Annotated in this window: 21 protein-coding genes; 19 read left to right on the top strand and 2 right to left on the bottom strand. The window is 50.8% G+C overall.

The genetic code is table 11. From position 1 onward, the window contains the following. Positions 1 to 84: 84 nt before the first annotated feature. Positions 85 to 957, bottom strand: a complete 873-nt coding sequence (gene galU, locus I3X05_RS14680; protein WP_045571697.1) for a UTP--glucose-1-phosphate uridylyltransferase GalU — start codon at positions 955 to 957, stop codon at positions 85 to 87. A 165-nt stretch (positions 958 to 1,122) separates the two neighbouring features. Then, on the bottom strand, positions 1,123 to 1,770 hold the full coding sequence (locus I3X05_RS14675; RefSeq protein ID WP_045571696.1) for a LuxR C-terminal-related transcriptional regulator: 648 nt from the start codon (positions 1,768 to 1,770) through the stop codon (positions 1,123 to 1,125). 42 nt (positions 1,771 to 1,812) lie between these two features. On the opposite strand from I3X05_RS14675, the gene I3X05_RS14670 reads away from it, so the two are divergent. The 19 genes from I3X05_RS14670 to I3X05_RS14580 all read left to right on the top strand — a co-directional run bounded on the left by I3X05_RS14670 (position 1,813) and on the right by I3X05_RS14580 (position 22,256). Next, on the top strand, positions 1,813 to 2,025 hold the full coding sequence (locus I3X05_RS14670; protein WP_193157718.1) for a hypothetical protein: 213 nt from the start codon (positions 1,813 to 1,815) through the stop codon (positions 2,023 to 2,025). Positions 2,026 to 2,066: 41 nt separating this feature from the next. Next, on the top strand, positions 2,067 to 2,621 hold the full coding sequence (locus tag I3X05_RS14665; protein ID WP_337970834.1) for a single-stranded DNA-binding protein: 555 nt from the start codon (positions 2,067 to 2,069) through the stop codon (positions 2,619 to 2,621). 150 nt (positions 2,622 to 2,771) lie between these two features. Further along, positions 2,772 to 4,766, top strand: a complete 1,995-nt coding sequence (gene csrD / locus I3X05_RS14660) for an RNase E specificity factor CsrD (protein ID WP_045571693.1) — start codon at positions 2,772 to 2,774, stop codon at positions 4,764 to 4,766. Between the two features lie 12 nt (positions 4,767 to 4,778). Then, complete coding sequence (locus I3X05_RS14655) at positions 4,779 to 6,218, top strand: MSHA biogenesis protein MshI (RefSeq protein WP_193157719.1); 1,440 nt, start codon at positions 4,779 to 4,781, stop codon at positions 6,216 to 6,218. After that, complete coding sequence (gene pilO / locus I3X05_RS14650; RefSeq protein ID WP_045571691.1) at positions 6,218 to 6,868, top strand: type 4a pilus biogenesis protein PilO; 651 nt, start codon at positions 6,218 to 6,220, stop codon at positions 6,866 to 6,868. Before I3X05_RS14655 ends, pilO begins: the two co-directional genes overlap by 1 nt. Before the next feature lies 1 nt (position 6,869). Then, on the top strand, positions 6,870 to 7,178 hold the full coding sequence (locus I3X05_RS14645; protein WP_319023900.1) for an MSHA biogenesis protein MshK: 309 nt from the start codon (positions 6,870 to 6,872) through the stop codon (positions 7,176 to 7,178). 18 nt (positions 7,179 to 7,196) lie between these two features. Beyond that, complete coding sequence (gene mshL / locus I3X05_RS14640; RefSeq protein ID WP_193157744.1) at positions 7,197 to 8,849, top strand: pilus (MSHA type) biogenesis protein MshL; 1,653 nt, start codon at positions 7,197 to 7,199, stop codon at positions 8,847 to 8,849. Positions 8,850 to 8,862: 13 nt separating this feature from the next. After that, a complete protein-coding gene (locus I3X05_RS14635) occupies positions 8,863 to 9,708 on the top strand; it encodes an ExeA family protein (protein WP_193157721.1) in 846 nt (281 codons plus the stop codon). Beyond that, positions 9,705 to 10,790 carry an MSHA biogenesis protein MshN gene (locus tag I3X05_RS14630; protein WP_337970833.1) on the top strand — a complete coding sequence of 362 codons (1,086 nt, stop codon included), beginning with the start codon at positions 9,705 to 9,707 and terminating at the stop codon, positions 10,788 to 10,790. Before I3X05_RS14635 ends, I3X05_RS14630 begins: the two co-directional genes overlap by 4 nt. Beyond that, on the top strand, positions 10,787 to 12,511 hold the full coding sequence (locus I3X05_RS14625; protein WP_337970832.1) for a GspE/PulE family protein: 1,725 nt from the start codon (positions 10,787 to 10,789) through the stop codon (positions 12,509 to 12,511). The genes I3X05_RS14630 and I3X05_RS14625 overlap by 4 nt, the downstream gene beginning before the upstream one ends. 8 nt (positions 12,512 to 12,519) lie before the next feature. Then, the gene (locus tag I3X05_RS14620; RefSeq protein WP_337970831.1) at positions 12,520 to 13,740 is read left to right on the top strand and encodes a type II secretion system F family protein; all 1,221 of its coding nucleotides are present in this window, start codon (positions 12,520 to 12,522) and stop codon (positions 13,738 to 13,740) included. Between the two features lie 2 nt (positions 13,741 to 13,742). Next, entirely contained in the window at positions 13,743 to 14,198 is a 456-nt protein-coding gene (locus tag I3X05_RS14615; protein ID WP_242402034.1) for an MSHA biogenesis protein MshF, read from the top strand. A gap of 75 nt (positions 14,199 to 14,273) precedes the next feature. Further along, complete coding sequence (locus I3X05_RS14610) at positions 14,274 to 14,858, top strand: prepilin-type N-terminal cleavage/methylation domain-containing protein (protein WP_039430590.1); 585 nt, start codon at positions 14,274 to 14,276, stop codon at positions 14,856 to 14,858. 36 nt (positions 14,859 to 14,894) lie between these two features. Further along, complete coding sequence (locus I3X05_RS14605) at positions 14,895 to 15,389, top strand: type II secretion system protein (protein WP_045571685.1); 495 nt, start codon at positions 14,895 to 14,897, stop codon at positions 15,387 to 15,389. Positions 15,390 to 15,450: 61 nt separating this feature from the next. Next, a complete protein-coding gene (locus I3X05_RS14600; RefSeq protein ID WP_045571684.1) occupies positions 15,451 to 15,936 on the top strand; it encodes a GspH/FimT family pseudopilin in 486 nt (161 codons plus the stop codon). Further along, entirely contained in the window at positions 15,926 to 16,489 is a 564-nt protein-coding gene (locus I3X05_RS14595; RefSeq protein WP_045571683.1) for a type II secretion system protein, read from the top strand. Before I3X05_RS14600 ends, I3X05_RS14595 begins: the two co-directional genes overlap by 11 nt. After that, a complete protein-coding gene (locus I3X05_RS14590) occupies positions 16,489 to 17,262 on the top strand; it encodes a PilW family protein (RefSeq protein WP_337970830.1) in 774 nt (257 codons plus the stop codon). Before I3X05_RS14595 ends, I3X05_RS14590 begins: the two co-directional genes overlap by 1 nt. After that, entirely contained in the window at positions 17,234 to 17,659 is a 426-nt protein-coding gene (locus I3X05_RS14585; RefSeq protein WP_045571756.1) for a hypothetical protein, read from the top strand. The genes I3X05_RS14590 and I3X05_RS14585 overlap by 29 nt, the downstream gene beginning before the upstream one ends. Next, positions 17,649 to 22,256, top strand: coding sequence for a DUF6701 domain-containing protein (locus I3X05_RS14580; protein WP_337970829.1), 4,608 nt, complete (start codon positions 17,649 to 17,651; stop codon positions 22,254 to 22,256). Before I3X05_RS14585 ends, I3X05_RS14580 begins: the two co-directional genes overlap by 11 nt. Positions 22,257 to 22,275: the final 19 nt, after the last annotated feature.

The following is a 22,275-nucleotide window of genomic DNA, read 5'->3' as shown; positions in this document are numbered from 1 at the left end:
CAATAAAATACTGGATAAAAAAACAGTTAAAACGGCGCAGTTCAACCGCGCCGTAACAAGAGATAGAAGCGAAGAAATGGTGCTTTAGCGCTGGCGTTTGGTCGACTGTTTGCCGAGTTCCGATTTCTTCTCATCTTTCAGGTAAAGGTTCTGGTAGCAGTAGTTGGTGGCTTCAATGTAGCCTTCAACACTGCCACAATCAAAACGGTGTCCTTTGAATTTGTATGCCAGCACGCAGCCCGATTTAGCTTGCTTTAAGAGTGCGTCGGTGATCTGGATTTCGCCGCCTTTGCCGGGTTCGGTCTGTTCGATCAAATCGAAAATGTCGGGAGTGAGAATATAGCGACCAATGATCGCCAAGTTGCTTGGCGCGGTGCCAGGTTCCGGTTTTTCAATCATATTGTCCACACGAAATAGGTCATCTTTGATCATTTCGCCGGCGATCACGCCATATTTGTGGGTTTCGTTCTCCGGAACTTCTTGCACGGCGACGATAGAGCAGCGGAACTGCTTAAATAGCGCGACCATTTGTGCCAGCACGCCTTGTTCTTGGTTGACACACAAGTCATCGGCCAGCACGACGGCAAAAGGTTGGTCACCTACAAGCTCACGCCCGGTAAGAATCGCATGGCCTAAGCCTTTCATTTCCCGCTGGCGGATATAAGTGAAGTTGGCCGCGTCGATCAGTGCGCGCACGTCATCAAGCAAAACCTCTTTATTGGTGCCGCTGATTTGATGCTCTAGCTCGTAGTTTTTATCGAAGTGATCCATGATCGAGTGCTTACCGCGGCCAGTGACGATACACATCCCAGTCATCCCCGCCTGAATGGCTTCATCAACACCATATTCAATCAGGGGTTTATTCACCACTGGCATCATCTCTTTTGGCATGGATTTAGTCGCTGGCAAAAAGCGTGTGCCATAACCAGCGGCAGGAAAGAGGCATTTCTTAATCATCAAACGGCGTCCTTTAACTGTGGTTGCAGCGCAATATGATAGCAAACTGGGTGTGACAGGCGCATGAAAGGGCGCTCGCTGCACGGTTGGCTGCATAAGATGCTGCGATTCTAACCCGAGAGCGAGCGATACCCTATAAACAAACCACAAATTCTGCCCATTTTGTTACGAGAGTAGATGTTGATCGGCCCAGGCGGTGGCCTGAAGACGGTTTTTTACCGAAAGCTTTTTAAAAATCTGGTAGAGATGCGATTTGACCGTGTATTCGCTGATAAACAGATCTTCGGCGATGTGGGCATTGCTCGCTCCAGCTTGTAAGCAACGTAGCACTTGAATTTCGCGAATAGTCAGATCCACATTGGCGGGCGCGGTATGGGTGTTGAACATATTGCGGTAGTAATGCAGAAGCTGCGCTTGAATGTGGCGAGGTAGCCAGTTTTGCCCTTCAATCACGGCAATAGCACCTTCCGCAATTTTTTCGACGCTGCTATCAGAGTAGAACACCGCTTTGCTTTGCCCAAGTCCGAGCAGTTCATCGGTGCTCAGTCGCTTTGGTACGTTGAAAATGATGGTTTCAAAGTTTTTGCAAATCAGTGGCAGATTTTTAATTTGTGAAAGCAATGCTTTGTGTTCTTGATAGTCGATCAGCAGGATGCGGTTGCGGTGCAATGGATCGATACGCATCAAGGTTTCTGGGTTAATCGCTGGTATCGGAAGATCGATAGCGCGTGCTAAGGTATCAATAAATACTGGGGGCTGTGCGTGTGCTCGCTGGAGAAAGAATAAGCTTCTGGCATAGGAGGATTTTCTCATGTGTGGCTCCGAAAGATAAAAATTGACCTAATGATAAGTGGGATGGTTGAGAAATTGTCATTGATGGCAGGCCAATACCAGCAGGGCAGGAATGAAATGCGTCGAGTTTCAAAGGGGGAAGTAAATGAGCAGTTTGTCAGAGAGAAAAAGTGTTTAGCTGCTCTGAAAAAATGCGCTATGGAGCTTTTATTACTGAGTGTTAAACCAGACACTCTTTTGACTGTTTTTACCACAGACAAAAGCGTGCTATCCTAATGCGCTAAAATTAAATACCGACAGCTTAAACGGAGCACATCATGGCCAGCCGTGGAATTAATAAAGTAATCTTGGTAGGGAACCTGGGTAACGACCCTGAAATTCGTTATATGCCAAGCGGCGGTGCAGTGGCTAACATTACCGTTGCTACTTCGGAAACTTGGCGCGATAAAGCGACTGGCGAACCGCGTGAAAAAACGGAATGGCATCGTGTTACCCTGTATGGAAAACTCGCTGAAGTCGCAGGTGAATACCTGCGTAAAGGCTCTCAGGTTTACATTGAAGGCCAATTGCAGACCCGTAAGTGGCAAGATCAAAGTGGCCAAGATCGCTACTCAACGGACATCGTGGTACAAGGCTACAGCGGTGTGATGCAGATGCTGGGTGGACGCCAACAAGGTGGTGCGCCAGCGATGGGTGGTGCACCTCAGGCGCAGCAGCAAGGGGGTTGGGGACAGCCACAACAACCTGCCGCGCATCAGCAGCAGTCATATCAAGCGCCTGCACAGCAGCATGCACAGCAGCATGCGCCGCAGCAATCTCAGCCGCAGTATAATGAACCACCAATGGATTTCGATGACGATATTCCGTTTTGACGGTTACTTGAGATCTACCAAAAGCCGCGGTCCCGCGGCTTTTTCAATGACACTTCTCACATCTTAAGTCATTAGATTGTTAACCATTCTCTTATCAAGTATATATAGATCAATACGGTATATAATGAATGGAAAAGGAATTCGGTATTCATGAGGTATACCCCAACTCTCAAGCTCAGCACTCGCCTAGTGGCTTTCGTCACTGTCATCGTGATCAGCGCCATGTTCATTCTTTTTGTCGGCGGCACGTTGTCGTTTAAACGGCTTGGGCAGGAGTATCTCAACCACTATTTGGCTGGCATTGTCGAAGTGCTGGACAAGGAGATGGAAGATCCGGATGCCGCCTATTCCATGCAGCGCTGGATGCCCAAGATGCTGCAAGCGTCCAACATCGTCGAAATGAAACTCTCCACCGATTCCGGTGTGGTTTACCGTTTCAAAGACACCTCACCGCAAATTGACCCCAATCGACTTTATGGACAGCGTTACCAGTTGGAACGTAACCCGGGCTATCACGTTGAGTTCAAAGCGGTGCCGCCTTACGTCGGGTTTGGTTACTCGCTGCAAGCGTTTTGGTCAATCACCCTAGCGGTGGGATTAATCATCTTCTGCTTAATGCGCGGCCTGAAATGGTTAAAAGCGCAGTTGCATGGCTCAGAGTTACTGGAAGAGCGTGGGCGGATGATTTTAGCTGGGAGGGTCGAGCAATTTGCCAAAGGTGACGAACAAGAGTGGCCCTACACTGCCAGCGAAGCGTTGGATCGTTTAATTGAAGAGCTGCAAGATGCCCGCCAAGAACGCAGCCGCTTTGATACCTTTATTCGTACGCAGACCTTTCTTGATAAGCTGACGGGCACAGCCAATCGCGTGTTGTTCGATAACAAATTAGAGTCGGCGTTACAAGAGAGTGGCGCGCAAGGTGGCGTGGTGCTGGTACGTATTGCCGATTGGAAAAGCGTACTGGAAGAGAATGACAAACTGATCGCCGACGAGTTTATTGTCGAAGTGGGCAGTTTGCTTTCCAACCTTGTGCAACGTTATCCAGACGTGGTCTTTTCTCGCTATTACAACGCCGATTTTGCGCTCTTTATTCCCCATCAAAGTGCCAAAGATGTGGCTAATCTCGCTTCACAGTGCATTCGTCAACTGGAGAAATTACACCCGCTGTACCCTCTCGACAAAGAAAACTGGTGCCATATTGGCATCACCATGTATCAGGAAGGTGAACGCCACAATCAGATCATGGACGAAGCGGAAACCGCGTTGCGCAGTGCGCAACTGCAGAACAATAACAACTGGAGCCGCTTTAAAAAGTGGAACCAAGTCGATGAGATCCGCGGCAGTGTAAAATGGCGTACCATTTTTGAGACAACACTGCATGCTGAAAGTGTGTTACTCTTTGGACAGCCCGCTTATCTATTAAATAACAATCAGTTGGATTTACTACATACTGAATTAACGTGTCGAATTCACGATCCGGAAAATGGCATTGTGAAAGCATCGAGGTACATGTCGGCGCTCAAACAAGTCGGGTTTGAAAGCCAAATGGATAGGGCGGTGTTAAGTAAAGCATTTGGTTTTTTACGTTCATCCACTGAGCAGATCGTCCCTCTCTCTCTGAATGTGAATGTCACTCCGTTTGCAAACCGCCGCCATTTCAAATGGTTCCGTGATGAACTGCTACAGTTAACCAGTGAAAAGCGTGCTTTATTAAGCTTTGAGTTTGTTGAAAGTCATCTGGTGCGACACCTCGACTACATGCGACCAGTGGCAAAAATGCTCAAGGGCTTAGGTTGTCAACTGGTGGTCGGGCAAGCTGGTAGAACCATCGTCAGTACCCACTATCTGAAAGATTTGCATGTAGACTATTTAAAACTGCATCGAAGTTTGGCAAAAAACATCGAAAAACGGCATGAGAATCAACTGTTTGTGCGTAGTATGCTGGGCGCTGGTGAAGGCACAAAGGTACGAGTGATAGCGGTCGGTGTGGAGACCCAGCAAGAGTGGGACACCTTAGTTGAATTAGGTATTCACGGTGGTCAGGGGCGCTACTTTAGCCACGAGTCGCAACTGTTGCCGCCGCCGTTGAAAAATGAAGAAAAACAGAACAAGCCAGGGAGACGTAATCGCTGGCGACGAAAATAAGTGGAACTCTAAATGAATGTGCAGTCGTTGTTAGCGAAGCTGAAAGGTCAATCTCAGCAAGGACATCATCATGTTGCCCTATTGCAGCCCGATGCGATCTACTTTGCCTCAAGCACACAACACGACCAGCCCGCACACGTCGAGCCTATCAACAGTAGCTGGGAAAAAAGCCTAGCGCATGTTTTGCAATTGAAAGTCACGCCAGGGCAGCGAGTATCTATCGTTCTGGCGAGCCATCACTACCAAATTTTCCAGTTAGATAAGCCAGCGATTCCACGCAGCGAATGGCCAGCGGCGCTGCCTTTTCTCGTCAAAGATCTCATCTCTGAGCGGGTGAGCGATATTGTCGCCGATGGGCGCTTGTTGCCCGGAGACAACAAGATTCAAGTCTACGTATTGGCCAAAAAAGTGGTCGATAAAATTGTCGACGTACTGCGGCGCAATCAATGCGAATTGGACGCCATCATTCCTGAAGATGAAGTGTGGGCGCACAGTGCGGGCGATTTGGCTAATTTCATCTTGCTGCAACGTAGCCATAAAGGGCAGTTTAAACTTGGCGCGTTCGTTGATTATACCCCCACTTTTCAGCGCACCATCCGCTCTGTCTATCCGCCACTGACAGGGGAATCCGCCAGTGCCTTGCAACTTGATGGACTAGCGCTGGAGTTACAGCGCTCAATGGATTACCTCTCATCGCAATTGAAAGGGGTCACGCTCAACCAACTTAAAATCTGCTGTGACGACGAAGATCAAAATGCGCTGGTGGCGTCATTAAGTGAGCGCCTAACGGCGAGTACTTCGCTCATTGCATCGTCGGCGTTGCAATGTGGGCAAATCGTAGTTAACACCGCGCTTTCCCTTGGGTCGCCTTCAGTTAACCTTTATCCGCAGCACCTCAGGCCAAAACGTGATCGCTTTAATCTCACCACGCTGGTTGCCTCTTGGCTTCTCGCCGCGCTTGTTCTTGGTGGTATGTACGGATTGGCGCGCTGGCAGCAGGCGCAACTCGCTCAAGAGTTAGCCGTTGCACAAGCGCAATCACAACAATTTAAGCAGCAGTTGGCTGCGCAGCAGGCAAAATTGGCGGCGCATAAACCTGCCGCGGAAAAGCTCGCGGCAGTGGAACGCTTAAAGCAACAAATTCAGGCCACGCAAGCCTCATTGGCGGCAGTCGGCAATTATGACCAATCTCGCCAAGGCGGGTATTCCGAGATCATGCAAGCGCTGGCCAAGCTTGGCAGAAATGACATCTCTCTGAGCGACATCTACATCACGCATGATCGACTCGATTTAAAAGGTGTGGCCCGCAGTGCCAGCGTGGTGCCCAACTGGGTAAACCAGTTTAAGCAGGAAGTGAGCTTGGTTGGCCGCAACTTTGAAAAAGTTCGCCTAGGCCGCAATGAACAGGACGTGATTACCTTTGAACTCAGAACTCGCGCAGAGGGTAAATAATGAATTCGTGGTGGAAAGGGCTGAGCGACAAGTTCATCGCATTGAGTGGCCGAGAAAAAGGCTTGATTGCCCTGTGTGGCTTGGTGGTGATTGTGCTTAGCGTATCGACACTGCTGCTTGAACCCTTGTGGAAAGCGCTGGAAGCGCAAAAAACACAGTTGTCGGCACTGGTGTTGAATAACCAGCGCCATGAAGGGGAACTGTTGGTGATTCAGGCTAAGCTGAATAAAGATCCTAACCAAGAGGTCGATATTGAACTTAAGAACCTAATGCAAAGAAGCCAAGAGCTCGACATGCAGCTTTCAGAGGTGGTGAGCAATTTAATCTCGCCAAGCCAGATGGCGGCCCTTTTGGAAAGCGTGCTCGACACCAGTAGCGGCATCAAATTGGTCTCGTTGGAGTCGTTAACCGCAGAGCCCATTGGTGGCGATGCGCAAAACTCGGCTTACTCGGGCTACTATGTCCATCCCGTACGCCTTGAGCTGACTGGCAGCTACTTTGCGGTGGTCAATTATCTCAATCAACTGGAGAGCCTACCGGTGAACTATTATTGGCGCAGTTTCCATTACCAGGTAGAAAACTATCCGCAGGCGCGATTGATACTGCAAGTGTATACCTTGGGCACGAGACAGGAGTTTATCGGTGGTTAGAGTGGCGATCTTGTGGCTGTGCTTGCTAACGCTGCCAAGTTGGGCCGCGCAAGACCCGACGGCGCCGCTGTCTTGGATGGCACCTGCTCCCGTGCAAGCCAAATCGACCAGCAGAGCGGTCAGTTTGCCTGTATTGCAAAGTATCGTGTGTGAGCGCGAGTGCGTGGCGGTGATGGATGATCAGGTTGTGGCCCGCGGTGATGTGCTGCGCGGTTTTCGCGTGCATAACGTGACTCCGGAGGCAGTGACGTTAGCGCAAGGCGCGCGCCAATGGCAGCTTGAACTGTTTAATTTAGATGTAAAACAATAAGTAAGGTTGAATCAAATGATGCGAAAGATTGTAGTTGGAGTCATCTCAACCTCTTTGCTTGGTTGCGCCATGGGGCATCGCGATCCGGTTGAGATTAAGCAGACCTTGAATCAATCGATTAATGAAAGTAACAGCCGCGCACTCGACGAACTGCCCGCGTCCGTGCAAGAGGATCTGATGCCCGAACTTGGCAATGACGGCTTGGACAATAGCGACAAAACCCTGAAGCGTTTTCGCATTCAAGCTAACCAAGTTGAAGCGCGCGCTTTTTTTGCCTCTCTGGTGAAAGGCACCGAATTTAGTGTTGCCGTCCATCCTCATGTGGCTGGCCGTATTACCCTGAATGTCAGTGATGTGACTCTTGATGACATCTTATCCGTAGTGCAAGACATGTACGGTTACGATGTGGTCAAAACGGGCAAAGTGATCCAAGTCTATCCAGCAGGGCTGCGCACCGTGACGATCCCGGTTGATTATATCCAGTTTCAACGCTCTGGCCGCTCATTCACCAGTATTGTCACCAGTTCAGTGACGTCTAGCGGTTCCAGTGGTTCTAGCAGTTCATCGAAATCGAACTCCAGTAGTTCTGATTCCAGCAGTAATTCATCGGGCAGCTCTAAGGATAGCTCGACGACGGCTGGCGGTGGCACTCGTATTGACACGATCACCGAAAGTAATTTTTGGCCTTTATTGCAACAAGCGGTCAGCCGCCTGATTGGTTCTGGCGACGGGCAAAGTGTGGTGGTGACGCCACAAGCTAGTGTGATCACCGTGCGCGCCTACCCAGACGAGATTCGCGAAGTGCGTCAGTTTTTGGGCGTCTCCCAGCAGCGTATGCAGCGCCAAGTGATTTTAGAGACGAAAATTTTGGAAGTGACCCTAAGTGATGGCTATCAGCAAGGGATCAACTGGTCGAATCTATCTTCCTCAATTGGTAACTCAGGCAGTGTGGTTATTGACCGTACAGGTCTTTCGACGCTACCAGGGCTGGACGCTATTGGCTCGTTGCTCAAAGGGCAAACCAATGTCACGCTCTCAGATGGCAGCTTTGAAGCGGTACTGAGTTTTATGTCGACTCAAGGTGATCTGAACGTTTTGTCTAGCCCGAGAGTCACGGCGGCGAACAATCAGAAAGCGGTAATTAAAGTCGGCAGCGATGAGTATTATGTGACCGCTATGTCGAGCGTCGCGGGTTCAGGAGACAGCGCCAATGTCGCGCCGGAAGTGACGTTAACCCCGTTCTTCTCCGGTATTTCACTCGATGTCACCCCACAAATTGACGACAACGGCAATGTTTTCTTGCACGTCCACCCTGCGGTGATCGAAGTCGAAACCGACGTGAAAAATCTTAATCTGGGTGGTAACTATGCCGATGTTTCGCTACCACTCGCCAAAAGCTCCATTCGTGAATCAGACTCAGTGATCCGCGCGCGCGATGGGGATGTGGTGGTGATTGGGGGCTTGATGAAATCGAACACCATCGATCGGGTGTCGAAAGTGCCTTTCTTGGGCGATATTCCTGCCTTGGGGCATCTGTTTCGTAATACCAGTAAGTTGACGCAAAAAACCGAGCTGGTGATTTTGCTTAAACCAACCGTGGTTGGCGTCAACACGTGGCAGAAAGAGTTGGAACGTTCGCGCGATCTGCTGCAAGAATGGTTCCCAGAATAACTGCGGAAAAAGCATGTATTGGCAACACTTTGGTTTTCACTTTGCACCGTTTTCATTAACGCCCAATACCGAGCTGTTTTTAGGCTTGGCGCCTCACTATGAGGCGATTCAAACTGTGCTCGCAGCGCTAGAGATGGGCGAAGGGGTGATCAAAGTAACCGGAGAAGTGGGCACGGGAAAAACTATGCTGTGCCGCATGCTGATTGAACAGCTAAGCGGTCATGCGCAACTGGTCTATCTGCCCACTCCGGTGCTCTCCGGTAGCGAGCTGCAAATGGCGGTGGCGCGTGAGCTCGGATTAAGCTCAGTGGAGCCCATCGATGTGGTGCCACGTATTCAGCAGGCGTTAATTGCCGCCAAGCGCGAGCACAAGCCGACGGTGCTCTTGCTTGATGAAGCGCAAGCCCTGCCACTAGAGGCGCTGGAAACACTGCGCCTGTTTGGCAATTTGGAAACCGAGCAAGACAAACTGTTGCAGATCGTCCTGTTTGGTCAGCCTGAGCTGGATGAGCGCATGGCGCTGCACGAGCTCAGACAACTGCGCCAACGCATCACCTTCAATTGTACCTTGCGTCCGCTCACGGTGGCTGAAGGGGTCGCGTATCTCGATAATCGGCTGAGTAAAGCTGGTGGCAGGAGTGATTTGCTGACTCTGGAGCAGAAAAAAGCGCTGTGGCGTAGCGCAAAAGGGATCCCGAGGTTGATGAATCAGCTTTGCCACAAAGCCTTGTTGCTGGCCTATCAGCAGCAAAGTGTCACGGTAACAAACCGTCATCTCTATCTGGCGATGCAGGATACCTTTGATGCCCGCAAACCGATGTTTACGACCCCGATTTGGTGGGGATGGAGTCATACTTGAGCGAAATTAACCAAGCGCTGGCCGAATTGGCGAGTAAAAAACAAACCACAGCTCAATTGCAACGAGCGGAGATCCCGCACTTACCGTCCAGTAAGCCTTTTCTCTGGCTCGTTGTCGGGTTTAGCTTAAGCCTCGCCGTGGGCGGCTGGGCAGTTACGCAGTCTAGTACGCAGCAACCAGCGCTGATAAACAGCATGGCCGTTTCTGCCCCAACCGTAGCGCCGCTTCAACCCGCGGCGACTCTTTCTCCGACCTTAAAAACGCCGCCAACTGAGTTGCTCACGCAAAGCGAACCTGCTTTATCGGTTGCAGTGCCACAGAAAAAAACAGAAGAAAAACGACCAGTTCCCAGTATTCGCCCTGTGATACAAGAGAAAAGCTCGACCAGTAAACCCGCGGTCATGACGGTAAAAGCAGAAGAAAAGACGCCAAGGGCAACAATCGCCAGTGAAAGCGAACCATCTAACGTCTCTATGGTGATTGAGCAAGTGGAACTGACACCTGCACAACTGGCGGAAAAGTCGGTCAGTCGTGCAGAAAAAGCGCTCGATGCGGGCGATCTGCAAACTGCTTTGTCGTCCTACAACGAAGCGCTGCGTTACACCGCTAACGATGAAATGACGCGGCAAAAATTGGCGACGCTCTATTTTGGCAAAGGGGATAACCGCAAGGCGTATGAGCTATTGCAAACCGGTATTAACCTTAACCCGGAAGGCGAAACGCTGCGCTTGGCACTGGCGAAAATGCTACTCAAAGCCGATCAAGAAGAAGCGGCGCTTAGCCCTTTATTGGCACTAAGCTCTGCACCGAGCAAAGATTACTTGGCGATGCGTGCTGCGCTGGCGCAAAAACTGAAAAAAGACGAGATTGCCTTAGAGAGCTATCAGCAACTGATCCAGCTAGACAGTGACAATGCGCGCTGGTGGCTGGGGGTGGCAATACAGCAAGAGCGCGCCATGCAGCTAAAAGATGCCAAAGTGTCTTACCAAACGGCACTGCAAAAAATGGGCATTTCCAGTCAGTCGCAGCGCTTTATTCAAGAGCGCCTCAAAGTATTGCAAGAGTTGGAGAGTGTGCAATGAAAGTTCGCTTAAGAAAACGACTGGGTGATCTGCTGGTTGAAGAGGGGATCATCAACGAAACCCAACTCAATCAGGCGTTGAGCGTGCAAGGCAGCAGTGGCCGCAAGCTTGGCGATACCCTTATTGATCTCGGCTTTCTCACCGAACAGCAGATGCTGGCGTTTCTCTCTCAACAACTCAATCTGCCGTTGATCGATTTAAGCCGCGCCATGGTCGACATTGATGCGGTGCAACTGCTGCCCGAGGTGCATGCTCGCCGTCTGCGTGCGTTGGTGATTGGCCAGCAAGGTGACACCTTGCGCGTGGCGATGAGTGACCCGGCCGATCTGATTGCGCAGGAGGCGCTGCTTGGTCAGCTTGGTCAGTATGGGTTGGAGTTTGTCATCACCCCAGAGCGGCAACTGGTGGAAAGCTTTGATCGCTATTATCGCCGCACCAAAGAGATCGCCACTTTCGCCGAACAGCTGCAGGCCGAGCATCAAGGCAACGACAGTTTTGATTACAGCCTCGAAGACGACGACAGCGACGAAGTGACCGTGGTGAAGCTGATCAATTCCATGTTTGAAGATGCAATTCAGGTTGCCGCGTCCGACATTCACATCGAGCCGGATGCCAATGTATTGCGTCTGCGCCAGCGTATCGATGGCATCTTGCATGAAACCTTACTCAACGAAGTCAACATTGCGCCTGCGTTGGTGCTGCGCCTTAAGTTGATGGCCAATCTGGATATTTCAGAAAAGCGTCTGCCGCAAGATGGGCGCTTTAACATTCGCGCCAAAGGGCAGTCGGTTGACGTGCGTCTCTCGACCATGCCGGTGCAATACGGCGAATCGGTGGTGATGCGTTTGCTCAATCAGTCGAGCGGGGTGCGCAAACTGGAAGAGTCCGGTTTACCGGAGGATCTTCTGCTGAGATTACGCCGCCAGTTAAAACGTCCGCACGGCATGATTTTGGTTACAGGGCCAACGGGTTCGGGCAAAACCACCACCTTGTATGGCGCGCTTACCGAGCTCAATCAGCCGGGCAAAAAGATCATCACCGCCGAAGATCCGGTTGAGTATCGCTTGTCGCGGGTGAACCAAGTGCAGATCAACCCGAAGATTGATCTCGACTTTTCCACCGTGCTGCGCACCTTCTTGCGCCAAGATCCAGACATCATCCTGATTGGTGAGATGCGTGATCAGGAGACGGTCGAGATTGGCCTGCGCGCTGCCCTGACGGGTCACTTGGTGCTCAGTACCCTACACACTAATGATGCGGTGGATAGCGCGCTACGCATGATAGACATGGGCGCGCCGGGTTATCTGGTCGCCAGCGCGGTGCGTGCGGTGGTGGCGCAGCGTCTGGTGCGGCGCATCTGCCCCGATTGCAAAACCGAAGAGAGCGTCGATGAGGCGCGCCAAGCGTGGCTGAGTCAGCGCTTTCCCAATCAGACCGAAGCGCGCTTTGTCAAAGGGCGAGGTTGCCAGAACTGCAACTTAACCGGGTATCGTGGTCGTATCGGTGTGTTTGAAATGTTGGAGCTCGATCACCGCATGATAGACGCACTGCGCGCCAATGATGCGGTCGGTTTTGCCGAGGCGGCGAGACGCAGCGAAAACTACAAACCGCTGTTGGCGTCGGCGATGGAGCTGGCGCTGCAAGGGGTGGTCAGCCTGGATGAAGTGATGACGCTGGGCGAAGGGGATACCTCCGGCCACGCTGACGCGATTCTGCTTTAAGGGAAACTATGGCGACATTTCGGTATCAAGGGCGCACCCTAGACGGCAACAAAACCAGCGGACAGATTGATGCAGTCACCTCCGAGGCGGCGGCCGAGCAACTGATGAGCCGTGGCATTATCCCGATTGAGATTCGCCAAGGCAAAAGCGCAGGCGGCAGCCAATTTAATTTGCGCGGCTTGCTGACGCCCGCCATTCCACTGGAAATTTTGGTGCTGTTTTGTCGCCAACTGTTTAGCCTTACCAAAGCGGGCGTGCCTTTGCTGCGCTCAATGCGCGGTCTGGTGCAAAACTGCGAAAACAAACAGCTCAAAGCGGCACTGGAAGAGGTGGTGACAGAGCTGACCAACGGACGCAGTTTGTCGGCGGCGATGCAGATGCACAGCAAGGTGTTTAGCCCGCTATTTGTTTCGATGATCAACGTTGGTGAGAATACCGGTCGGCTGGATCAAGCGTTGCAGCAACTGGCCACTTACTATGAGCAAGATCTGGAAACGCGCAAGCGGATCAAAACCGCGATGCGTTACCCGACGTTCGTGATCAGCTTTATCTTGGTGGCGATGTTTGTGCTCAACGTCAAAGTGATCCCGCAGTTTGCCTCGATGTTTAGCCGCTTTGGCGTTGATCTGCCGTTACCAACACGCATCTTGATTGGCATGTCGGAGTTTTTTGTTAACTACTGGATGCTACTGCTCGGCGGCATTGTCGGCTTAGTATTCGCGTTTCGCGCTTGGGTCGGCACTAGCAACGGCAGAGAGCGCTGGGACAAGTGGCGCTTGAAATTGCCCGTGGTCGGCGGCGTGGTTAATCGGGCGCAGTTGTCGCGTTTTTCGCGCACCTTTGCGCTGATGCTAAAAGCGGGCGTGCCGCTTAACCAGTCGCTGGCACTCTCGGCGGAAGCGATCGGCAATCGCTTTCTCGAACTGCGCATTTTGGAAATGAAAGCGGCGATCGAAGCGGGTAGCGCCATCTCCACCACGGCGATCAACAGCGGTATTTTTACCCCGCTGGTGATCCAGATGATCTCGGTCGGTGAAGAGACGGGGCGAATTGATGAGCTGCTGCTCGAAGTGGCGGACTTTTATGATCGCGAAGTGGATTACGATCTCAAAACCCTTACGGCGCGCATCGAGCCGATTTTGCTGGTGGTGGTCGCTTCGATGGTGTTGATATTGGCACTGGGCATCTTCCTGCCGATGTGGGGAATGCTCGATGCGATTAAGGGTTAGCCGTGTTTAAACAACTGATGTTGCTTGTGATGTGGATGTCGATTGTCGCGAGCATCGTGGCCGTCTTTGCTCGCGTATGGCAGCCCGTTGAGCTGGAAGCGTACAAGGCCGGGACGGAACTGGCGGCGCGGCGCATGCTGGAAGTGGCCAATCAGTATAAGCAGGAATGGCTTTTGCAGGGAAAACCAGCGCAGATTGTGGTGGAAGGTCAAGTTATTCCGCTTACGCGCTACGGCTGGGTGCCTTTAGTCGATGAGCAGGAGCAGTTTGTCTGTCAGCGTTGGCTGGCATTGCACTATCCCGATGGCAAGATTTTAGATTCATCACTGCAAGCTGTGCGTGAACGATGGATAAATCAAGCTTATCAATGTGAGTTTGATTATGGTTTTAAGCAGATAATTGTGGTTTATCAAAAAGATAAAATACAAAAAATCAGCGCCGACATTTTGTCAGAATGAGTTTTTTTGACGCCTTGCTGTGTATCCTCTTGCAGAACTGGGTATAATGAGTAAGCAGTTAATAGAAGGTTTGTTATGAAACAGAAGCAGAAACAAAGCGGTTTTTCTTTAGTTGAATTGGTGGTGGTGATCGTTGTGGTCGGTTTGCTGGCGGTAGCCGCTTTACCGCGTTTTCTTGATGTCACCGATGCAGCGAAAAAAGCCAGTGTGGAAGGCGTGGCGGGCGGTTTTGCCACCGGCGTACTCTCTGCTCGCGCGCAATGGGAAGCGCTGGCGCGCCCTTCTGTCACGATAGGTGGTCAGGATCAAAACAACGTCAATTACGACGGAGTAGACTTTTGGTTAACGCGCAGTAAAGATGCCTCCGGCAATGACACTGGCTTTCGCGATGGCTACCCGTGGGGATTAGCGGGCGATGCCTCAAGCTATCCGAGTGCGCTAACCGACCAAATGTGTGTAGACTTAATGGATAATCTGTTGCAAAACCCACCGAAAGTGGGCATCGCTGGCTCAAGTACCAGCAGCGACAGCGGTTTTAAATATTCGGCATCGGCCAACAATACCGATGCCAAATGTACCTATATTCAGCTCGATGGCAACACCGCTCATCAGTTTGAATATGAAGTGAAAAATGGTCGTGTGACCGTAACGTTGCAGTAATCCTGCGTTGATGATTGAACATAGAGAGAGAACACTATGAAAAGACAAGGCGGTTTCACCCTAATCGAATTGGTGGTGGTAATAGTTATTTTGGGTATCCTAGCAGTCACTGCAGCGCCTCGTTTTCTGAATCTTCAGGGTGACGCGCGCGGAGCATCACTGCAAGGATTAAAAGGCGCGATTGATGGTGCTGCGGGGATTGTTTATGGCAAGTCTGCTATTCGAGGCGAAGAAACTGTATCGAAAGGTGCAACAACTACTCCTAGAGCAGAGGGAGTCGCTACTAGTTTTGGCTATCCAACAGCCGCCGCTGATGGCATTGAGCTTGCTGTGACTGGATTACCTGGTGATTGGAATGTGGCTATTTCAGGCGGAGCTGCAGTTTTGGGAGCTCAATATTTTGTCACATTCTCTTCAGATACAAACAGAGATGCTGCAGGTATTGTAGCTACAAATTGTTATGTATCATACAGCGAACCTGCAACATCTAGTGCTTCGCCGATTACGGCTGTTGTTGATACTGGTTGTTAAATCGTTCTCTCAAGGCCAGCGACGCTGGCCTTTATTTTCTAAATCTTAACTCCGTATCTTTATGGCACGTAAACCCAATGGCTTTACTTTAGTCGAACTGATTGTGGTGATTCTGCTGCTCGGCATCATCTCGGTTTACGCTGCCAGCCGTTTTTCTGGCCCTGCTTCTTTTTCTACTATCACCACACAAAGCGAGCTGCTTGCCTCGCTGCGTTTAGTGCAAAGCCGCGCCATGCAGCGCAGCGGCTATTGCAATCGCTGGCTACTCAGCGCCACCGAAGCGAAGCAAGTCTCCCTTTCGCAACTGACGGGCGCTTGTGATAACAGCCAATTTGATGCCAATGACGCCAGTGTGGTAAATGCCGCTGCTAGCGATGTTTCGCTCAGTTTAAGCAATGATGCAGGCAATAATTACCTCGATTTTGATGCGCTTGGCCGTGCGGCGCAGTGCCAAAGCGCCATCTGCACCGTCACCTTAAGCAACACACAAAACGGTGAAACACGGCAAATTTGCATTAATACGCAAGGGTATATTTATGGCTGTTAAACGAGGCGGCGGTTTTACTCTAGTAGAAATGATCATCGTGATCACCTTGATTGCCATTGCCATCACCAGCCTGACGGCGGCGCTCTATCCGCGCTCGCAGCAGAGCGCTGAACAAGTGTTGGCGGTCAAAGCCGCCGATCTAGGCCGCGCGGTGCTCGATGAAATCGTCGGTCGCCAATTTGATCACAACTCTGGCCCCAATGGCGGCCTGCCGGAGTGCGTGTTAGTCGCGACCACCGGCCGCACTTTGTGCACTGATCCCACCTCACTTGGGCCTGACACTGCGGCTGGAGAAAACGACCGAACCTTGTATAACGATGTGGATGACTTTCATGGTTTGAATGGCTCGGTGGTGGATGTGCTAGGAGATGACCGAGCCGATGAATACCGTCGTTATCAGGTAGAAGTGAGCGTGTTTTATGTGCAGGACAATGGCGGCTCTTTTTCTGCGCAAGCGGCTGCCACAGCCACTCACTACAAACGTATTGCTGTGGTGATTATTGACCCGCAGGGCAATCGCTATCCGTTTAGCGCCATGCGGGGGAACTACTGATGCAACGTGGTTTTACCCTGATCGAAATGGTGATTTCCATTATCTTGCTGGCGGTGGTCGGGCTTTTTCTCGGCTCGGTGATTCGTCAAGGATTAAGCATTTATGTCGATAGCAGCGCGCGTGAAGCGCTGATTCAACAAGGGCGTTTTGTCACCGAACGCCTTAGTCGTGAGCTGCGTGAAGCGGTGCCAAACAGTGTGCTGGTTGCCAACGGCTGTATTGAGTTTTTACCTATCACCAATAGTGCAATTTACAGTAGCTTGCCTTCTTCCTTGGCGCCGTCCACGACGATCCGCCTTTTGCCAATAGAAAAAAGTCTTTCGGCTGGCGAGCGCTTAGTCGTTTATCCGCTTGATGGTGAAGCGTTGCGTCAAGCGGTCTCAAGCGCAGCGCAAACCGCGCAGGTTGCCAGTGATGTCGATTTTACCTCGCCAAACGATCGCACTATGGTCAATGTAACGTTGACCCAACCAACGAGTTTTGAGCGCCAATCGCCTGCTCGGCGCGTCTATTTTTATCGCACTCCGGTGGCTTTTTGTTATGAGAACAACCGAATCTATCGTTACGCTGATTATCAACTGGATCGCACGGCTCTACAGCCAAGCGAGCTCGGTTCGGGAGTCTTAATGGCAGAAAACCTCAGCCAAGCCAGCTTTGAGGTGGCAGAGCCCGAGTTGCAGCGCAACGGTTTAATTAAAATTGAATTAACCTTTGAAGATCGCGGTGAAAAGGTGGAGTTTGTTCATAATGCACTTATCTACAACACGCCGTAGCCAACGCGGCAGCGGGCTGGTTTTGGTGATCTTTATTATCGTCGTGGTCGGTTTTGTCGCCGCGGTCGCCAACCGCAACCAGCAACGTAATAGCCAGCAACTGGTTTCCATGGTGCTCGGCACCCGAGCCGAAATGGCGGCGCGTTCAGCGGCGGAGATCGAAATCAGTCAATTTTATCAATCGACCACGCAAGGGAGTTGCCACCTCAACGCAGTGCAGAACTATAGTTTCAGTGGTGACGGCTTAACCAACTGCAAGGCGGAAGTGAGCTGCGCTGAGCTCGGCGCAATGGATGATGGACGAAATGTGTTTCAATTGACCGCCAAAGGGCGATGTCAGGCCGGAGATTGGATGTTGCAACGAGTGGTTGAAGTTGGGGTAAGAGATGATGGGTAGAATTGCCTTTGCTTTGCTGGTTTTACTGGCTTCCTTTCCTTCCGTCGCAAGAGATTATCTGCTTTTCTCTGGCGCTACCAATGCTGATTTACCCACGTGTAGCAGCAACAATTGGCAGCAAAGTGTCTCAGGTGGCATACGTACTTACCACTGTGCTAACGGCTCCGTTTCCCTCTTATCTGGAGATAACATCACTGCTAACTCACACGCGATCTTATCGGCGGATGCTGGTTTTAGTCTAGCGGGAAGCAATACGATTGGCTCGTCCACGACGGTTGTGGATTTGGTTTCTTCGTCTGGCTCGACAACTTGGCAAGGTAATAACAATCGACTTTTTGGCAACTACCAAGCTGCTGATACGCCAGTCACGTTAAACAATGTCGATGTACAAGGCGCAATTACCACTGGAGGGGCAATTGCCATTCAAGGCGGAAGTGTGAGTGGCAATGTTCGTTCCAATAATCATGGTATTACACTTGAAAACACCAATGTTCAAGGTGCTGTATTTGCGAGTGGCAATATTTTAGTTGATGGCTCGTCTGTCAGTGGAAGTATTGAAACACCAAATAACGCTTTGACGGTGACCGACTCCACCATTACGGGGAGTTTAACCGCCAATGGCGATATCATTGTTACTAGATCGGATGTATCGGGAAATATCAAAACACCAAATAACACTTTGACGGTGACCGACTCGACTATTACGGGTAGTTTAAGTGCCAATGGCAATATTGTTGTTACTAGATCAGATGTATCGGGAAATATCACAACCCCAAATAATAGTGTGGCGATTACTGACGCCAATGTTGTTGGTAGTGTCAGTGCGAATGGTAACGTTGTTATTGACAATACCTCCGTCACCGGAAACCTTACTAGTACCAACAATCAAGTGACATTAAACAATGGTTCATATGTATTAGGTGATGTTACCGCAGGACAACCTAACTGGGGGATTGTGAACATCAATGGCGGGAGCGTTGTTGAGGGAAATTGTCTTTACAACTCAGTACCAGCGAATGCGTGTGGAGCGAGCGCCTTACCAAGTGCTGTTGCTCTCTATCATTTAGAAGAGCAAGTCTGGGATGGTAGTGCCAATGAGGTTCTCGATGCTTCCGGCAATGCTTTACATGGTCGCGCGGTGAATGGCGCGGTTACCGCGCTTGTTACGCCAGCACTGCCGACATTAAACAACTTAGGGACGTGTGGTTATGGGGTGTTTGATAAATCGTCGAACCAGTATTTGGAAATCCCAGACTCCCCACTACTTGATTTCGAGGAGACGTTGACCGTTTCTGCCTGGGTCTATCCTAAGGATTATCCCAACTCTGGCTTGATGAGTATCGTTTCGAAAGATGGCAACTATGAATTTCATTTAGACAGTTCAGGGCGAGTGTATTGGTATTGGGAAAGATCCCCTTCTGGCACTCGCTCATTAACCTCAAATGGGGCTATTCCACGAAATCAATGGTCTCATATTACAATTCGCTATGATCGAAATCTAAGCAATCAACGGCAAGCGATATTTATTAATGGGCAATTAGATAGTTCAGATAATATCTCTGGCAGTTTACGAACCAATAATCTTCCATTGCAAATAGCTCAAGATCAAAATTATCCAGGTCGAGCATTTGATGGTTTTATTGATGAAGTGCAAATTTTTTCTCAAGCGCTGAGCAATGCACAAATCCTCCAGTTATATCGGCAACGGCATCCTTGCAGCAGTGGGCCCACTTTACAATGTTTTAGCGATAGTTTTGATAGCTCACTGTCCGATCTTTGGGTGACATCGACCAGTAAAGGGAGTTTTCAGCCGGGCGTGGTCAATGGCCGTTTGCGCTTTACCCAAGCGGTTGGCAATCAATCAACGTCATCAAGCTACCAACGCCTTTTCCCTGCACGCGACAATCTTGTTGAAGTCGAGTTTGATCACTTTGCTTATGATGGTACAGGTGCTGATGGCATCGCGGTGGTACTTTCCGACGCGCGAGTCACACCGCGAGCGGGGGCTTTTGGTGGCCCGCTGGGCTATGGTTTTAAGCCCAATGAGCCGGGGTTTGCTGGTGGCTGGCTCGGGATAGGCATTGATGAGTATGGCAACTTTTCCAATGAAGGTGGGCAAGGGGATAAGCCAGGTCGTCGTCGCCAGTCGGTCGCTTTGCGCGGCTCAGGCGAAGATGAAACCGGTTATCGCTATTTGGCGGGGGCTTGTAATAACGGTACCACCAACACCAGTGGTAGCTGCTTAAGCCCAACGGTGGATAACAACAACAGTGGCGATGTCCACCGTTATAAAATTGTGGTCGACTCACGAGTGAGTAATCAGTCGCAAGTCGAAATCCTGCGCAAAGTGGGCAGTGGCAATTGGCAGACGATTGTTGGCCCGCTCAATGTGCTCGATAGCCAGTATAATCAGGCAGCGGTACCGGATGATTTTCTGTTGTCGATTACGGGCTCGACAGGGGGCTCGAACAATATCCATGAAATCGATAATTTTCAGGTGTGTGCGCTTGATTCAAGCCCGATTGATCAACAGATCGACCATTTCCGCATCATTCATACCGGACAAGGCGTCACTTGCAGCGCTGAAAGCGTCACCATCCTAGCTTGTAATAATGCCGATTGTAGCGAGCTGTTTACCGATCCTGTGCAGGCGACACTCAGCCCTGCCACGGTCAGCGGTGGAGGCGGTTGGGTAGGAGGCAACGTCATTAACTTCAGTGGCGGCTCGACCACGGTTGAGCTCAGAAAAAATCAGCCCGGCAGTATCACGTTAGGGGTGAGTGGCTCATCACCCACAACCAAGCCGTTTGCCACTACCTTATGTCAAACGGGCGGCGGTTGGTCAGCAAGTCACTGCTCGACCACCTTTGCAGACAGTGGCTTTGTCATTGATGTGCCGGATTTCATCGCCAATTCATCGGCAACAGCGACTATCACAGCGGTCAAGACCAGCGATGACTCTTTGCAATGTGTGCCTGAATTTGCCAACGTCGATAAGACGATTAAGTTTTGGAGCAGCTATATCTCGCCAGACAGCTCATCAGTGGTGGGAAGCCCGGCGGTCAGCATTAATACGGCAGATATTGGCAACAGCCAAGCGCTCGTCAGCGAAATTGAGATGAGTTTTAACGCCTCTGGCGAGGCGAGTTTTACGCTAAATTACCCTGATGCAGGCAAGATGCAGCTTAATGCCCTTTATGAAGGCAGCGGTGCTGAAAATGGTTTGTTGATGGTCGGCAGCGATCAGTTTGTCAACTTTCCCAAATATCTCCAGATCAGTGCAAGTAACAGCCAGAGTGACAACGGGCAGTGCGCCACTGCCAATACGAGCTGCGACGTGTTTGCTGCGGTGGGGGAGCGGTTTGATTTGCTTGTCACCGCGTACGGTGAAGGCGATGTAGTGACCCCCAATTATCAGCACGGCAATATGGAGCTGACGCACACTTTGGTTGCGCCTGCCTTGGGGCAAGCCGGAACTCTCAGCACCGCCAGTTATCAGCAAGTGCCGATTGTCGGCGGAACCAACACGGTTCCACAGTCGGTCAGCGAAGTGGGGGTGTTTAATTTTACCGTCACGCCTCAAGGTGCTTTTCAGGGCAGCAGTGCGTATACAATTACTGCCGCCAGCACAGGCAATATCAGCCGCTTTATTCCAGCTTATTTTGCTGTTTCACCCATGACTGTTGCGCTTGAGGCGGCATGTAGTGCTGGAGTCCAGCCCTTTACTTATCTTGGTCAATCGTTTGGTTTTAGCTCAGATCCGGGAGTGTATCTATATCCACGTTCTACCAGTGGGGGAGCGATTTTTAATTACCAGCACAGTGATTGGTGGCGTTATGACAATAGCTGGGGGAACCGTAGCTATCTCGCCAGTAATGGCCTAACAATAGAACGGGATCCAACCGCAACACCAGACATTGTTTTGGGTACGTTGGGAGCGACGGCGACCAATTACCGTAGTGTAGAACTGCGTGATGAGCAGATCCGCTACGTTAAGCCGTTTGCTCCAATGGAGCCCTTTAGTAGCGACTTTGATCTGCAACTGACAGTGGATGATCTGAAAGATCAGGATGGGGTCTGTTACCAAACCTCGGCCGATGGACCTTGTCTACCTTATGTGTTTGAAGATATTGATCAGTCTCTCGCTCAGCGTTGGGGACGCTTGCTAATCCACGACACTAACGGCCCAGAAACTAACCCGCTTTCGCAAAAAGTGGAAGCGCAGTATTTTAGCGGCGGGATCTTTCGTACTAACAGCGATGATAGTTGCAGTGATCTAGGTTCGGTAAATCATTTTACTTTCGACTCGACGGACTTTGCCGTGCTCAAAAGTGGCACGGCAACCCCGCCAGAAGTGAAAGCGACACTTGCTCCTTCGGTACTCAGTTTGGGGGTTGCGAATATTAACTTCAGCGCCCCCGGATTGCGCAATCGTGGCGTTATCAAAGCCTTACTAGATTTAGAAACGCATGGTTTACCTTGGTTGAGAACATATCACCAGCAAAGTCTGAGTTGGCAGCAGAGTGCGGTTGGGCTAGCCCAGTTTGGCTTTTACAGCGGGAGCAATCGAGTCATCTGGTGGCGAGAATCGAATTGATGACAAATCGGTGTTTTTT

This window comes from Vibrio navarrensis (genome assembly GCF_015767675.1).
In the GTDB taxonomy this organism is placed as follows: Bacteria; Pseudomonadota; Gammaproteobacteria; order Enterobacterales; family Vibrionaceae; genus Vibrio.
Note: the sequence above shows the minus strand (reverse complement) of the source record. Positions and strands in the feature narration are given on the sequence as shown.